Origin of the sequence: Streptomyces bobili (genome assembly GCF_002154575.1) — a bacterium.
In the GTDB taxonomy this organism is placed as follows: domain Bacteria; phylum Actinomycetota; class Actinomycetes; order Streptomycetales; family Streptomycetaceae; genus Streptomyces; species Streptomyces bobili.
This window is the reverse complement of record NZ_MUBA01000488.1, coordinates 1-12739: the sequence shown is the minus strand read 5'-3', so window position 1 is coordinate 12739 and position 12739 is coordinate 1. Positions and strand designations below refer to the sequence as shown.

Below are 12739 nucleotides of genomic sequence, written 5' to 3'. Positions count from 1 at the left end.
GCGGGTGCCGCCCACGGCGGCCCGGCCGCGCCTCCTCGCGGGAGCATGGCGCTCACGGCGCTCATCACGCGGGTTGCTTCGGCGGCAGGGGCGTATCCCGGAGCGCGGCGGCGGTCGTGTCGAGCGGGCTGCTCTCGTGGCAACCAAGGCGCGGTCTCGGAAGTCTTCCAGTCATCTCTGGAAGGGGAACGCGATGGGAGCTGTACGGATCCTGCTGCCCGTGCCGCGGACACTGGCGCGGGCCCATGTCGGACTGGGCGGGCCGCTGCTCGGGGCAGCACTGCTGCGGTGCCTGACGCCCGGCCTGTTTCTGATCTGGCAGCGACCGCCGGAGCGACTCCTCGCCTGGAGCGAGGAGGCCGTCGCGGTGTACCGCACTCTTCACGAGGGCCCGCGCCGACGGAGCGGCGACGGGCTGGCTCTCGCCCTGGTGCTGTACGCCAACGCCCTGTACGTGGCCGGTAGATACGAGGAGGCGCTCGCCGCGTCCGACGAGTCACGGGCCGTCGTCGGCACCCGCATGTCCCCGACGCGGAGCGCCTACGCGCTGCGCGTGCGCACCCTGCTCCTCACGGAGACCGGCCGGCTCGACGAGGCTCTGACCGTGGCCCGACAGTGCGTTGCCGCCTACCGGGTCACCGAACCCCGAGGCAGAGAGAGGTCACTGGGCAGCCACGCCGACGCGCTGCGCATCCAGGCCTGGGTGCTGGACCGCATGGGCCGCGTCCACGAGTCCGTGAACCTCTATATGGAATGCGCGGAGTTGCTGCGCGCGATGCCCATGTGGCGGGTTCTCCTGCGCGCCGGGCGGGTGAAGGTCCGCATGCTGTGCGAGGTGACCGGTGGACTGCGCGCGCTGGGCCGGTTCGAGGAGGCCGTCTCAGCCGGCAACGACGCCCTGTGGTGGTCCACCGGCATGAATCCGTCGTACTACCCGGACATCGTGTGGCTGCACGCCCACCTCTTCACCGACCTGGCCTGGTGCTACGCGGCCACCGGCGACCTGCGGCGCGCCCGGGACAGCGCCGACCAGGCCGTGGCCAAGTGCCGCACGCTGGTGGAGCAGGACGCGGTGACCGGACAGCCTTGGCTCGTCCTGGCCCTGGAGAGCCGTACCGCGCTGTACGGTCGAGCGCCCGTGCCTTCCGCTGACCCCCTGCCTTCCGCTGCTTTCCCGCCCCAGGTCGAACAGCCGCATCCGCAGCAACTGGCCGATCTGCAGGAGCTGTCGGAACTGTGCGCCCGGCTCGCCGTCACCGATCCCGTCGTCTACGAACCCCGACACGCCCAGGCCCTGGATGAGCTGGCGTTCTGCCACGGGTTGCTGGGCGCCTACCGACAGGCTGTTGAGGCCGCGGACCGCAGCGTCGCCCTGTTCCGCCGGGCCGCCGACCGCGACCCGCGGGGGTACGAGGCGGAACTGGCCCGGACGTTGGCCAACCTCGTCATCCGTAGGAGCCGGGCAGAAATGCGGGAGGACGCGGTGGCTCCTGCACGGGAGGCGCTGGCCATCACCCGCCGACTCGTCGAAACCGATGAGAGCTTGCCCCCGTTCCAGACCGTGCAGCGCCTGGAACTCCTCGCCTGGTCCCTGCGCCGCACGGGGGACGACGCACAGGCGCTGGCCTGCTACGCAGAGGCCGAGACGCTCCAGCGCGAGCTGATGGCGGCCGAGCCGGAACACAGCGAGGGCCGGCTCACCGCTGTCCTCACCGACTATGCCGACACCCTGCGCGCGACGGCCGACGCCCACCTCGCCGCCGGCCGATTCGACGACGCCGCAGTTGCCCTGCGCCGCCTGCTGGCCCTGGACGGACGTACCGACCTGCCGGAGGTTCATGCCGCCTGTCTCGGCGCCTTCGCGGATGCCCATGACATGGCCGCGAACGAGATCAGAGGGGCTTGGCAGGCAGCCACGACCGATCCGTTCCCCTCGATCGACGGCTCCGGGGGCGCCGGGTGACGCGGTGGTGCCGAGCTGTGCCGGTGGGGGATAGGGCTGGCTGTCGCTGTCGCTGTCGCTGTCGCTGTCGCCGTCGCCGTTCGGTTTGTCGTTTCGGCGCCGTCGTGCGGAGGGAGCCTCATCCAGTGGCCGGGCAGCTGTCGGCCATCCGATCCGTCAGGGCGCGTCGGCTGCCCCAGCCAGGATCCGGGCCAGCTCGACCGGCCTGGTGACCATGGGCCAGTGGCCCGAGTCGATGTCGGCGAAGTCGACGTGCTTGGCCCGCGCAAGCTCCGGGACGTCGCCGGCGTTGATCCACTCCTGTGCCTGCGCGGGAGTGAACTCCGGGCACACGAGCACGACCGGGACGTCGAACCGGCGAGCGTCCGCCAGCCGCACCAGGCCCCGGGCGACGCCCACGGGGACGGGGATCGCGGCGTCCGCCAGTTCTCGTCTGCCCTCCTCGTCGAGGTCGGCGGCGTCCGGCCCTTCGAACGGGCTCCAGCCCGGGAAGGGCATGACGCCGTCCCGCACCTCGAAGAGGTCGGCGTAGGGCTGACCGTCGGTGGACGGGAAGCCGCCGATGAGGGCCACTTTCGCCACCCGCTCCGGCCGCCGGTCGGCGGCCAGCCAGGCCAGCGTGCAGGCCGCGGAGTGCCCCACCAGCATGGACTTTCCGGGCGCGGCGTCCACCGCGGCGAGCACCGCCGCCACCTGGTCGTCGAGGGTGGCGGAGACGGCACCGTCACCCTGGCCCGGGAGCGTGAGCGGCACGGGGCGATGACCGAGCGCCTCCACCGCGGAGGCGACACGGCCCCACACGGATGCGTTCAGCCACAGGCCGCCGATGAGCAGCATGTCCATGGTCAGTTTCCCTTCGTCAGGTTCATGGACGCCACCGTAGGAGGAGATCCGGACAGTCCACTGCCGGTTTGTCCGGCGAGTCGGCCGGTCGGCGAGTCCGTCAGCGGGCCGCGGGATCTGGAAGGGCTCAGGGGCGCGCACTAGCCTGCTGCCGTGCCGAACGATCTCAGCCCCACCGCCCGAGCACTGCGTGCCCTGGAGATCCTCCAGGCCCGCCCCGGCACGACGGCCGGCGAACTCGCCGAACGGCTCGATGTCACCGAGCGAGCCGCCCGCCGGTACGTCGCGATCCTCCGCGAGGCGGGCATCCCCGTGCAGTCGGCCCGGGGACCGCACGGCGGGTACCGGCTCGGGCGGGGAACGAGGCTGCCGCCCGTGCACTTCACGCAGCCTGAAGCCCTCGGCCTGGTGATGGCGGTGCTCGGCGGCCCCTCGGCCGCGGCCGACGACCTGACCGGCAGCGCGCTGGACAAGGTGGTCAACGCCCTGCCGGAGAGTGTCGGTCGGCAGGCGGCCTTGTTGCGCGAGTACGCGGCGGCGGCACCGGATCCGTACTCGGCCCGCCCCGATCCGGCCGTCACCGGCGACCTCGTGGACGCCGTCGCGACCCGGCGCCGCGTGTGGGTCACGTACCGCAGCGAGGCCGGCAACGAGTGGGAGGCGGCGGTGGATCCCTGGTCCATCGTCGTCCGGTACGGGCGTTGGTACCTGCTCTGCCACTCCCATCGCGCGGACGCCGTCCGCACCTATCGGGTCGACCGGGTTCGCGCGGTACGGCCGACCGGCCAGGGGTTCGAACCACCCGAGACCCTCGACCCGGTGGCCGTGTTGGAGGAGAACCTGGGCCTGGGCTGGCAGTACCCCACGCATGTGGTGTTCGACGCCCCGGTGGCCGACGTGGCTCCGTGGATCCAGCCACCCATGGGGCGACTTGAGCCCTGGCGCAGCGGCTGTGCTCTTCGCGGCACTACGCGCAACCCGGCCATGTACGCGCAGGAATGGCTGGCGCGATTGCCATTCGCCTTCCGCGTCGAGGGCGGGCAGGAATTGCGCACGGCGGTCGCGGCGCTCGCGGCGCGTCTCACCGCCGCCGTGGCCGAACCGGCCATGAGTAAGCCACCGGTGCCGCCGCACGGCGATGCGATCGATGGTGAGAATTGGCGCGACGTACGTTCCCGGCGCATTCGATAATGGTTCGATGACTGCTGACGAGGGCCTCACCCTTAGTGTTGTCGTTCCTGACGCGACACAGACGGGCGAAAGCGTGGAGGTACGGGCGTTGGTCGGGGGCAGGGACATCCTGGCTGATGCGTTCGGCAAGGGGCCGGGCGAAGATCCCCGGTACCTCTTGGTTCCGGGCGGCCCTCTCACCGCTGGATCTGAACCGCATGAGGTGCGGCTTGCCAAGGCCTCGTGCACCGAAGGCTGTTGCGGCGCTCTCTATGTGACCATCCAGCGCGACGGCCAAGACGTGCTCTGGAACGGGTGGCGCAATCCCGACGAGGACGAGGTGGACCTGCCCGCCTTCCGCTTCCCGGCGCACGAGTACCAGCGCGAGATCGAGCGGGCGACCGCGGACCTCAGCTGGGAATGGCCGGCGCGGACCGTCGCACGGCTGCTGGAACAGGACCTCCGACAGCGCACCGACTGGCTCACACGGTGGGAATGCGAACTCGGCGCGGTTTCGGCCTGGCCCTGGAACCGGGACCAGATCAACGTCTTCCTCTTCCATCCGGGTCGCCCTTCCGTCAGCGACGACGGCCCATGGCTGCAGTTCCAGATGACTCTCGCCGTCTCCCACGACGCCCCGGCAGAGCAAGCAGCACGGCTCGCCGGACAACTCCTCGCGGCTGACCCGCGCCAAGCCGCCCGACTCGTCGGTGGCTCACCGGAATTCGCCACGCTGCTCGGCTACACCTGAGAAAGAGGAAAAGATGACTCATCGCCCTCCGGTTCCCCCGTTCACACGTGAGACGGCCATCGAGAAGGTCCGGCTCGCGGAGGACGGCTGGAACACCAGGGACCCCGAACGGGTGGCACTGGCCTACACGAAGGACTCCCGCTGGCGGAACCGGGCCGAATTCGCCACGGGCCGCGACGAGATCACCGCCTTTCTGCGACGTAAGTGGGCCAGGGAGCTCGACTATCGGCTGGTCAAGGAACTGTGGGCCTTCACCGAGAACCGGATTGCGGTTCGGTTCGCCTATGAGTGGCGTGACGACGCGGGCAACTGGTTCCGCTCGTACGGAAACGAGAACTGGGAGTTCGACGAGGACGGCCTGATGCGGAACAGGTACGCCTCCATCAACGATCTGCCGATCCGCGAGTCGGAGCGGAAGTTCCACTGGCCGCAAGGACGCCGGCCGGACGACCACCCGAGCCTGAGCGAACTCGGCCTCTGAGTCGTTCGGCGACGTCGAGCACCACCAGCGCGGGGCCGACTCCTCGACGGCGATCCGGCCCCACGCACCGGCCCCGGCGACCGAGTGAGCGGGCCCGGTGACCCCGAGCCCTGGGGTCACCGGGTGTTCTCCAGAAGGGGACGCGGAGCGTCGGCCGGCCCGGCCTCCGCGGCGGGCTCGGGAGCGGTCGCATCCTTGACTGTCGCCGTCGTCGCAGCCCCCTGCCTCCGCGTCATCCCCACACCCGCCAGCACCACAGCCATCCCGAGTACCACCCGTACGCTCAAGTCCTCTCCCAGGACGACCGCGCCCAGGAGCACGGACACGACCGGCAGCAGATAGCCGACGACCGCGGCGTTGGTCGCGCCCTCGTCGTTGATGATCCGGTAGGTGAGGTGGAACGTGACCGCCGTGCACAGGACGCTGAGGACCACGGCCGCGACCAGGACCGTCGGGCCGGGATCGATCGTCTCCAGGCCACCGATCGGCACGGCGAGGGCGGTCAGCCCGCTCGCGGCGACGAGCTGGGCGGCGGAGAGGGAGATCGTGGCTGTGCCCCTGCGAACCAGGGTGCGGCCCATGTACGTGAACGCCACGGCGTAGCTCGCGGCCGCGCCCAGGATCGCGAGGGCGCCCCAGCCGCCGGCTCCGGTCGCCTGCCAGGGAGCGAAGATGACGATCGTGCCGGTGAACCCGAGCAGGAGACCCGCCAGCCGTACCGGCCGCAGCCCGCGCTCGGAGCCGAGGGCGAGACCGAGAGTGATCGACCACAGCGGGGTCGTGGCGTTCAGGACGCCCGCGAGACCGGAGTCCACACTCTGCTGGCCGAGGCTGAACAGGGCGAACGGCAGGGCGTTGCAGAAAAGGGCCGCGACGACGATGTGCCGCCAGAGCGCGACGCCCCTCGGTATCCGGTGCCCGGTCGCGTAGCAGGCGACGACGAGGACGAGCGCGCCGAGGACGCAGCGCGCGAACGTGACCTGGAGCGGGGAGAGCCCGCGCAGCGCCAGCTCGGTCCAGAGGAAGGTCGAGCCCCACAACAGGGCGAGCACGGCCACCCGTAGTCCACTCCACAGACTCCGCCTACCTCTGCTGTCGCTCATGGTGCCTTCCTCGTACGTCCGATGACCCCGGCGGTCGTTCTCGTTCCCGTCCTACGAAGGTGCCTCAGCGAAGCTTTGAGGACAAGCGAATGGTTCTACCTATACCGTTAAGCCCAGCTACATGAATGGGTTGAAGGTGACTGCAGGGCCAGTGAGCGGTGTGTCGGTCGGTGAGCCCCACCGCCCTACTGGTAGGGCCGGATGGCCACCGTGACATCCATGGTGAAGGCGTTCGCCCCGGTGGCGGAGGGCAGGCCCAGAGCCCGGTCCAGTGTGCGGCGCAGGGGGCCGCAGCCGCTGGTCCGCGGGGCGGTGAACGTCACGTCCTGGGCGCCGAAGGTGACGACCAGGGGTTCCTTGGATATGACCTGGGTGGGCACGGTGTCCTTGAGTACCAGGTGAACCGCGTCCTCGTCGCTGCCCACCGAGCAGTGAGACGGCGACAGAGCGGGCAACCTGTGAGCCCAGCCCAGGGCGAACTTGATGTCGAACTCGCCGCGCCGGGTGTCGTCGGACAGGAAGTCCGAATAGCCGCCGTACTGCGGAGTCAGGGTCAACGGGGTGCCGTCCACCCTGATCGGCGCAGCGGCCATCTCCCCGAAGACCTGGCGGAATTCACCGTCCACACGGCCTTCCGCGAAGGTGATCTTCATGGGTTCGGTGAGCGGCTCGTCGACGGTGCCCATGCGCAGATGTCCCGTGGCGTGCATGACCTCGCAGCGCCAGGTCCCGGGATCCGCACCCACGGGCAACTCGTCGACCGCGGGGCAGGCGGAGAAGTCGAACGCGGGCAGGTCCGCGGCCCGTTCGGCGCTGTGCGCCGGCGGTGCGGCACCCAGGGCGAGTCCCGCAAGGAGTGTGGCCGCAACGGCACTTGTGAAGCGCTGGACTGTGCGGCGGGTCAAGGTCACTCGGTTCGGTGTCATGCCATCACTATTGCAGAGATATCTCTGCAGAGGAAGGTCTGCAGAGATGTCGCTGTGATTCGGATAGACTGCCGCTATGACAGAAGAGCGGAGAGCGGAAGCCGCAGCGCGGCGCACGGTCGACAGCCCCGAGGTGCTCAAGGCCCTCTCGCACCCCCTGCGCCTGCGCATCCTGCGCCACCTCAGCGCGGCGGGCCCGGCTACCTCGACCACGCTGGCCACCGCCCTCGGGGAGAACACGGGGACGCTCAGCTACCACCTGCGCATGCTGGAGCGCAGCGGCCTCATCGAGGACATCCCCGAGCGGTCCACCGGACGTGAGCGCTGGTGGCGTGGGGTTCGCGGCCTCGACATCCGCAGACCGCCGCAGGACGACCTGACGGAGGCCGAGCGCGCCATGTCGGCCGAACTGGACCGGATGAGGATGGAGGAGGACGTCGATCTCGCCCGCAAGTTCACCGCCGGACAGGCGGAGTCAGAAGGCTGGATGCGAGGTTCACGCAGCCTTATTCACCTCACGAAGAGTGAGCTGGACGCGTTCCACGACGACTACCTGGCCCTGCTCGCACGCTATGCCCGAGGCCCCGAGGACGCCCCCGCCGACGCACGCCCCGTACTCCTCCGCTGGTTCGGCCTGCCCGCTGACTGACCGACAACCGGCTGACGGCTGCGCCACGAAGGGCGCCACCACCCCGCAGCCGTATCGGCGCCCTCGCCATGCCTCTCTGGTTCAGGGGACGTGAGGGGGGAGGCCTCAGGCGTCTCCGGATGCCCGCCGGGCGAGGCTCTCGGGCAGTGTGGCCAGCCGGTCGATCTCGGCATCGAGGACGGCGAGCCGGCGGCCGACGATCCGGAGGCGGCGGCACCGCTGACCCGAGACGATGCGGACGGGCGGGGCCAACACGCCGCGTTCCTCGTGGTTCCGCGGCGCCCCGGGCGTCGTGGTGCCGGCTCGCTGCTGCCGATTCAGCGGCTCAAAAGGGCGGATCGTCGGCAAAGCCTTCAGCGTGCGCGCCGATGTCGGCGGGCGTGTGCCTGTACTGCTGGAAGGGCGTGATGTCTTCACCCCAGCCGGCGAGTGTGTCGATCGCGCGCTGCCTGTATCGGGCGCTGTCGGCGGCGAGGGCCCGGACCTCCTCACACAGGCTGCCTCCAGCCTGGTGGGCGAGCTCTGGTGCGGCGAGCAACGGAAGTACGGCTGCGAGTGCGGCATCGCGGATCTCTCGCTCGTCGTTTGTGAGGAAGGGCCGAAGGGCGTCAAGAAGCTTCGGTCGAAGTGTGCGGAACGCCTCAATGTGGGCGTCGTACCCGTCGGCTGACTCATCGTTGGCGTCCCAGGCGATGCTGCCGAGCCAGTCCAGAAGACCGACGACAAGGAGGAATCGCGGCTCCTCTCCGGCTTCAGTAGCCTCCCAGGGCCTCCGGTCGGTGACTTGGACGCGAGTCCGCGGGTGCCCCAGAATGGCCGCCACGAACGCCGCCGCGGGAGCCGTGGCACTGTAGAAGGTGTTCGCGTGCGTGACAGCTTGCCGCAGGTCGCGTAGAGCAGCGCCCTGGATGTCCGCGTCCTCGTCGAGAAGTTGTCGCAGGATCACAGGCGTCGCCGGCGCGACGTTCGGGCAGCAGTGCTCCACCGAACTCCAGTCTGTCCGCAGCAGCAGCTCCTCCGGATCAGTCGAACGAGCTTGCTGACTGTTCATGCCCACCACACGAGTCTGACAGCCGGCCGGCGCATCACCGCACTCAGCGGTGCGCAGTCGCTCGGGATGGTGGGTGGCGTGGTGCCGGTCCCCGCCCGCATAGTGTGCCGATCACGGCTCAGGCGACCAGCGCGGCGATGCTGCGGGCCGTCAGCCACAGGCCGAGGAGCAGGGCGAGCGTGATGGCCAGTTGTTCCTGGTGCTGTTCCAGCCAGTTCCGTAGGGCGTTCAGGCGGGCGTGCGCGACCTCGGGCGCCCAGACCACGTACATCTCCATGACGATGAGGCTGAGTGTGGCCAGCAGGCAGTAGCCGGTCAGTGCCAGCCAGCCGTCGAGCGCGGAGAGGTTCGCGTCGACGGCGGTCGCGGCGCCGGCGCCGACCAGTGCCCAGGGCTGCAGCAACCACGCCAGACCGGCTGCGGTGCCCGCAGAGGCGTTGTCGATCCGGGCGGTCCAGCGTGGCGGGCCGTGCGGTCGGGGCGGTCGGTGGTGCCGGTACGCGCCGTAGACCAGCAGTGCCAGTCCGATGGCGAGCTTCGCGGCGGTCGCGGCAGTCGACGGCGCACTGTGACGGGCCGGGGGCTGACCGCCGGTCAGCAGCACCACGCAGGCGATCACCACAGTCAGGTTCGCCAGCCACGACAACAGGAAGGCCAGGCCCTGGCGAACACCGCGCCGCGAGGAGAGCAGGAGGATGAAGGCGCTGTTGTGCAAGGGCCCCAGGGTCACGGCAGTGCCGATCAGAACCAGGTCGAGGACCATCGGATCAGTCGCTCCAGGCGTCGGGGCCGTCTGCCACGTGGACGAGCGGACCGGTCGGCAGAGGGGAGGCGGTGCGGAGCTGCCGCGGTGCCGCAACCCGACTTTGCAGGCGGCGGCCCGGCCGGTCAAGCAGGCCACGCCCGCGAAGCCTTGTCGGCGTAGACCGACGTCGAGACGTCGCTCGAAAGGCTCCCGCACTGATGACATGCGAGGGTCTCGACCGCGCGTGGACCGATCGAGGGCATCCCGGCCGGCGCTGTGAAGGCCGCTCGCACCGGCTGCGCGCGTACGGCGAGACGATGTAGGTGGCCTGGCCCTGCTCCGGAAGGTATGTCGCACCGGCGCGCCGGGAGGTGTCCGCCTCAACGGGAACGCCTCGTAGGCGCTCCACCGGATGTTCGTCACGCCCAGTGACGTCACCGACGGGCTGGTGAGTTCGGATGTCGAGGTGTCGCGGCTGCGTCGACGGCTCGGCAGGGGCCCCTGGGGTGGAGCGGTGCCGGCAGGGCGGTGGACCGCGGTCTGGGACGATCGCGCGGTGAGTAGCGTGAGGGTGCCGGCCGCGGAGGCTGTCGAGTCACATGTCCGGGCGTTCTTCCAGGGGCACGCCGTGGAGGTCGTCCACCACGACCTCGGGCCGGAGCGGCGGGCGGTGGTGCCCGATCTGCACGTTCTCGTCGTGAGCCCCGGTCCCCGCGGCGACAGCTGGGCCTACGTGACCGCCGGGTGCTGGGCCGCGATGGAGAAGGACGGTCACGGTCCCGAGTTCGTCATGACCGCCCACGTCCGCGACCAGCGGTTCATTCAGCTCATGGCGATGATCGCCTCCTACCACTGCGGAGGACATCAGCTCGACCTGGAGCACAGCATGCCGATCGGTGAACCCTGGGTGCCGGGTTCCACCTGCGATCACCTGCTGATCAGCCTGCCCTATCTCCACGGACCCGACCTGGAACACTGTCCGGTCCCCGGAGGGCACGCCCGCGTCCTGTGGACCCTGCCCGTGACCACGGCCGAGATCGAGTTCCGCAGACGGCACGGGCACGAGGCCTTGGAGCAGCTCTTCGACGCGGTGGAGATCAACCCCACCGATCCCTTCCGAGCATCGGTCGTCTGAGTCTGCCGGTCACCATCCGGCAGGCTCGGACGACCGCCGTGGACTCTTCCGGCCGGCGAAAACAAGGTGCGTGCCGGCAGCGGGGCCAGCAGACTCACGGCATGAATGCGAAGATCACCCGCATCAATCCCGACCAGCTGCATGAAACGCCCGGCTATCACCACATCACCGTGGTCGAGGCCGGCCGGACGGCCTACCTGGCGGGACAGTGCCCCCTCGACCTCCATGGGTCCCTCGTCGGCCCGGGTTCCCTCGACAGACAGATCGACCAGGTCACGGCCAACGCCCTGACCGCCCTGGCAGCAGTCGGCGCTCAGCCGCACGATGTCGTCCGCTCGGTGATCTACGTGTGCAGCGATGACACCGACGCCCTGGGCGCCGCGTGGCGTCGGCTCACCGACTCGGTCATCGGTCCGGCCTTCACCACCGCCAGCACGCTCCTGGGTGTCGCACAGCTCGGTTTCGGCGGACAGCTCGTCGAGGTGGACCTCACCGTGGCGCTGCCCGACTGACCCCCGCTGTTGCGGCCGGCCCCCGCACGTGGCCTGGCCGCCCGTGGCGACACCGGCGGCCGGCACCGCCAGGCCACGGACGTACGGCGTGCGCGTCCACGCCTACTCCTACGGAATCCGTGGCCGGCGAGGTGGCGGCGTAGGACGCGGGCGCTTCGAGCGGCGCCCGCTGTGACAAGCTGTGCTTCCCACTGCCCAGTCCCAGGAGGTCACCATGGCTGAAGAGTCTCCCTTGCCCGAAGGCTCGGAGCCGGTCGACGGCGAGAGCAGTTCTCTCTCGCCCGACGAAGACGGCCAGTACGACCTGAAGCGCAAGTTCCGGGAGGCGTTGGCGCGCAAGCGAGGTATGCAGGCCGACGGCACCGACCTCGCCGCGAACACCGACACCTCGAAGATCCACGGCGCGCACGGCCCGGCCGCGAGCCAGCGGTCGTTCCGTCGCAAGAGCGGCGGCTGAGTTCCCGAGCGGGCCTTCGACGACGTAGCGGCCCGGCCGTTGGCCCGGTGTGATTCGGGCATGTCTCAACACCGCCGAGGTCGCGTCGTGGCTGTGCGTGCGCGGGTACCGGCCGAACGCCGGGAGCGGCCGAGTGCCCTGGCCGAGTTGCGCGTCAGCGGTCCGGCCAGGCATCTGGCCCCGCGGTCTTCGACGGCGAGCGTTGGCCGCCCTGGCGGTCGGCGGCGGGCGGGACGCCCGCCCCGTGATGCCGTCGGGTACGTCCGGTCCGGCACCGGCCCGGCGCCGTGTCCGGAGGATGCGGTGCCGCGTCGGATCCGCCAGGTGGGGAGGAGCGGGAGGCGGCCCGTGGGCCTGCCCCTGGCCCGCCGCGAACACGCCGCCGATCCGATCGCTGCCGCCTTTGAGGTGACCGCGTCCTGTGCTCGCTCGACGAGGACGCCGTTCGCCGTTCTCCGACCTGGCATCCGCGCGGACCCGCGGCACCAAATGGACTCCGGCGACTGTGCCGGGATGCGGCCCGCGAGCAACAGCATTGGCGAGAAAGGCCCCTGAGGCACCATCTGGCCATTCGTTCGAAACTTGCGACGGGCCGTAGGATCAGGTGCCCTTGGGGGTGGGACTGTGGTCAGACGGAGTTCGGGCACGCCGACGCTGGAAGAGGTCGCCGCGCTGGCCGGAGTGGGCCGGGGCACGGTGTCCCGGGTCATCAACAACGCGGCCGGCGTCAAGGAGTCCACGCGCCTCGCCGTGCGGCGCGCCATCGACGAACTGGGCTATGTGCCCAATCTGGCGGCGCGTTCACTGGCCGGGCGGCGTGCGGACGCCGTCGCGCTGGTGATGACGAACACGGACTGGCGGTTGTTCGGGGAGCCGTTCTTCTCCGAGGTCGTACGGGCGGTCGGGGACGCCCTGTCCGGCACGGCGGTGCAACTGCTGCTGACCCTCGTCCG

The 12739-nt window shown here is 70.3% G+C and carries 15 protein-coding genes; 9 read left to right on the top strand and 6 right to left on the bottom strand.

Features of this window, described 5'->3' with window-relative positions:
* The first annotated feature begins 193 nt into the window (after positions 1 to 193).
* Positions 194 to 1963, top strand: coding sequence for an ATP-binding protein (locus tag BZL64_RS31190; RefSeq protein WP_086772498.1), 1770 nt, complete (start codon positions 194 to 196; stop codon positions 1961 to 1963).
* 156 nt (positions 1964 to 2119) lie between these two features.
* Here BZL64_RS31190 and BZL64_RS31185 read toward each other — a convergent pair whose 3' ends face one another.
* Positions 2120 to 2806 (bottom strand): alpha/beta fold hydrolase, encoded by a 687-nt coding sequence (locus BZL64_RS31185; protein ID WP_086772497.1) that lies wholly within the window; start codon positions 2804 to 2806, stop codon positions 2120 to 2122.
* A 153-nt stretch (positions 2807 to 2959) separates the two neighbouring features.
* Between BZL64_RS31185 and BZL64_RS31180 the strand changes: the two genes are divergently transcribed.
* Genes BZL64_RS31180 through BZL64_RS31170 form a run of 3 tightly spaced genes read left to right on the top strand, consistent with a single transcriptional unit; the run spans position 2960 to position 5208 of the window.
* A complete protein-coding gene (locus tag BZL64_RS31180; protein WP_086772496.1) occupies positions 2960 to 3997 on the top strand; it encodes a helix-turn-helix transcriptional regulator in 1038 nt (345 codons plus the stop codon).
* 7 nt (positions 3998 to 4004) lie between these two features.
* Positions 4005 to 4727, top strand: coding sequence for a hypothetical protein (locus BZL64_RS31175; RefSeq protein ID WP_143663359.1), 723 nt, complete (start codon positions 4005 to 4007; stop codon positions 4725 to 4727).
* Between the two features lie 13 nt (positions 4728 to 4740).
* The gene (locus BZL64_RS31170) at positions 4741 to 5208 is read left to right on the top strand and encodes a nuclear transport factor 2 family protein (RefSeq protein ID WP_086772494.1); all 468 of its coding nucleotides are present in this window, start codon (positions 4741 to 4743) and stop codon (positions 5206 to 5208) included.
* Between the two features lie 116 nt (positions 5209 to 5324).
* On the opposite strand, the gene BZL64_RS31165 is transcribed toward BZL64_RS31170, so the two are convergent.
* Together BZL64_RS31165 and BZL64_RS31160 are read right to left on the bottom strand one after the other, a co-directional pair.
* Positions 5325 to 6311, bottom strand: a complete 987-nt coding sequence (locus tag BZL64_RS31165; protein ID WP_086772493.1) for a DMT family transporter — start codon at positions 6309 to 6311, stop codon at positions 5325 to 5327.
* 185 nt (positions 6312 to 6496) lie between these two features.
* Positions 6497 to 7237 carry a hypothetical protein gene (locus tag BZL64_RS31160; protein WP_086772492.1) on the bottom strand — a complete coding sequence of 247 codons (741 nt, stop codon included), beginning with the start codon at positions 7235 to 7237 and terminating at the stop codon, positions 6497 to 6499.
* Positions 7238 to 7313: 76 nt separating this feature from the next.
* Between BZL64_RS31160 and BZL64_RS31155 the strand changes: the two genes are divergently transcribed.
* Positions 7314 to 7886, top strand: coding sequence for an ArsR/SmtB family transcription factor (locus BZL64_RS31155; RefSeq protein WP_086772491.1), 573 nt, complete (start codon positions 7314 to 7316; stop codon positions 7884 to 7886).
* Between the two features lie 105 nt (positions 7887 to 7991).
* Here BZL64_RS31155 and BZL64_RS39230 read toward each other — a convergent pair whose 3' ends face one another.
* The 3 genes from BZL64_RS39230 to BZL64_RS31145 all read right to left on the bottom strand — a co-directional run bounded on the left by BZL64_RS39230 (position 7992) and on the right by BZL64_RS31145 (position 9700).
* Positions 7992 to 8141 carry a hypothetical protein gene (locus BZL64_RS39230; protein ID WP_244205580.1) on the bottom strand — a complete coding sequence of 50 codons (150 nt, stop codon included), beginning with the start codon at positions 8139 to 8141 and terminating at the stop codon, positions 7992 to 7994.
* Positions 8142 to 8211: 70 nt separating this feature from the next.
* Positions 8212 to 8943 carry a hypothetical protein gene (locus BZL64_RS31150; RefSeq protein ID WP_143663358.1) on the bottom strand — a complete coding sequence of 244 codons (732 nt, stop codon included), beginning with the start codon at positions 8941 to 8943 and terminating at the stop codon, positions 8212 to 8214.
* Positions 8944 to 9055: 112 nt separating this feature from the next.
* Entirely contained in the window at positions 9056 to 9700 is a 645-nt protein-coding gene (locus tag BZL64_RS31145) for a GAP family protein (RefSeq protein ID WP_086772489.1), read from the bottom strand.
* A gap of 538 nt (positions 9701 to 10238) precedes the next feature.
* Here BZL64_RS31145 and BZL64_RS31140 point away from each other — a divergent pair.
* From BZL64_RS31140 to BZL64_RS31125, 4 genes are all read left to right on the top strand, one after another.
* Positions 10239 to 10817, top strand: a complete 579-nt coding sequence (locus BZL64_RS31140; RefSeq protein ID WP_086772499.1) for a suppressor of fused domain protein — start codon at positions 10239 to 10241, stop codon at positions 10815 to 10817.
* 101 nt (positions 10818 to 10918) lie between these two features.
* Positions 10919 to 11329 carry a RidA family protein gene (locus BZL64_RS31135; RefSeq protein ID WP_086772488.1) on the top strand — a complete coding sequence of 137 codons (411 nt, stop codon included), beginning with the start codon at positions 10919 to 10921 and terminating at the stop codon, positions 11327 to 11329.
* A gap of 214 nt (positions 11330 to 11543) precedes the next feature.
* Positions 11544 to 11786, top strand: coding sequence for a DUF5302 domain-containing protein (locus BZL64_RS31130; protein ID WP_086772487.1), 243 nt, complete (start codon positions 11544 to 11546; stop codon positions 11784 to 11786).
* 624 nt (positions 11787 to 12410) lie between these two features.
* The coding region (locus BZL64_RS31125; RefSeq protein WP_143663357.1) for a LacI family DNA-binding transcriptional regulator at positions 12411 to 12739 on the top strand (329 nt) is incomplete at its 3' end.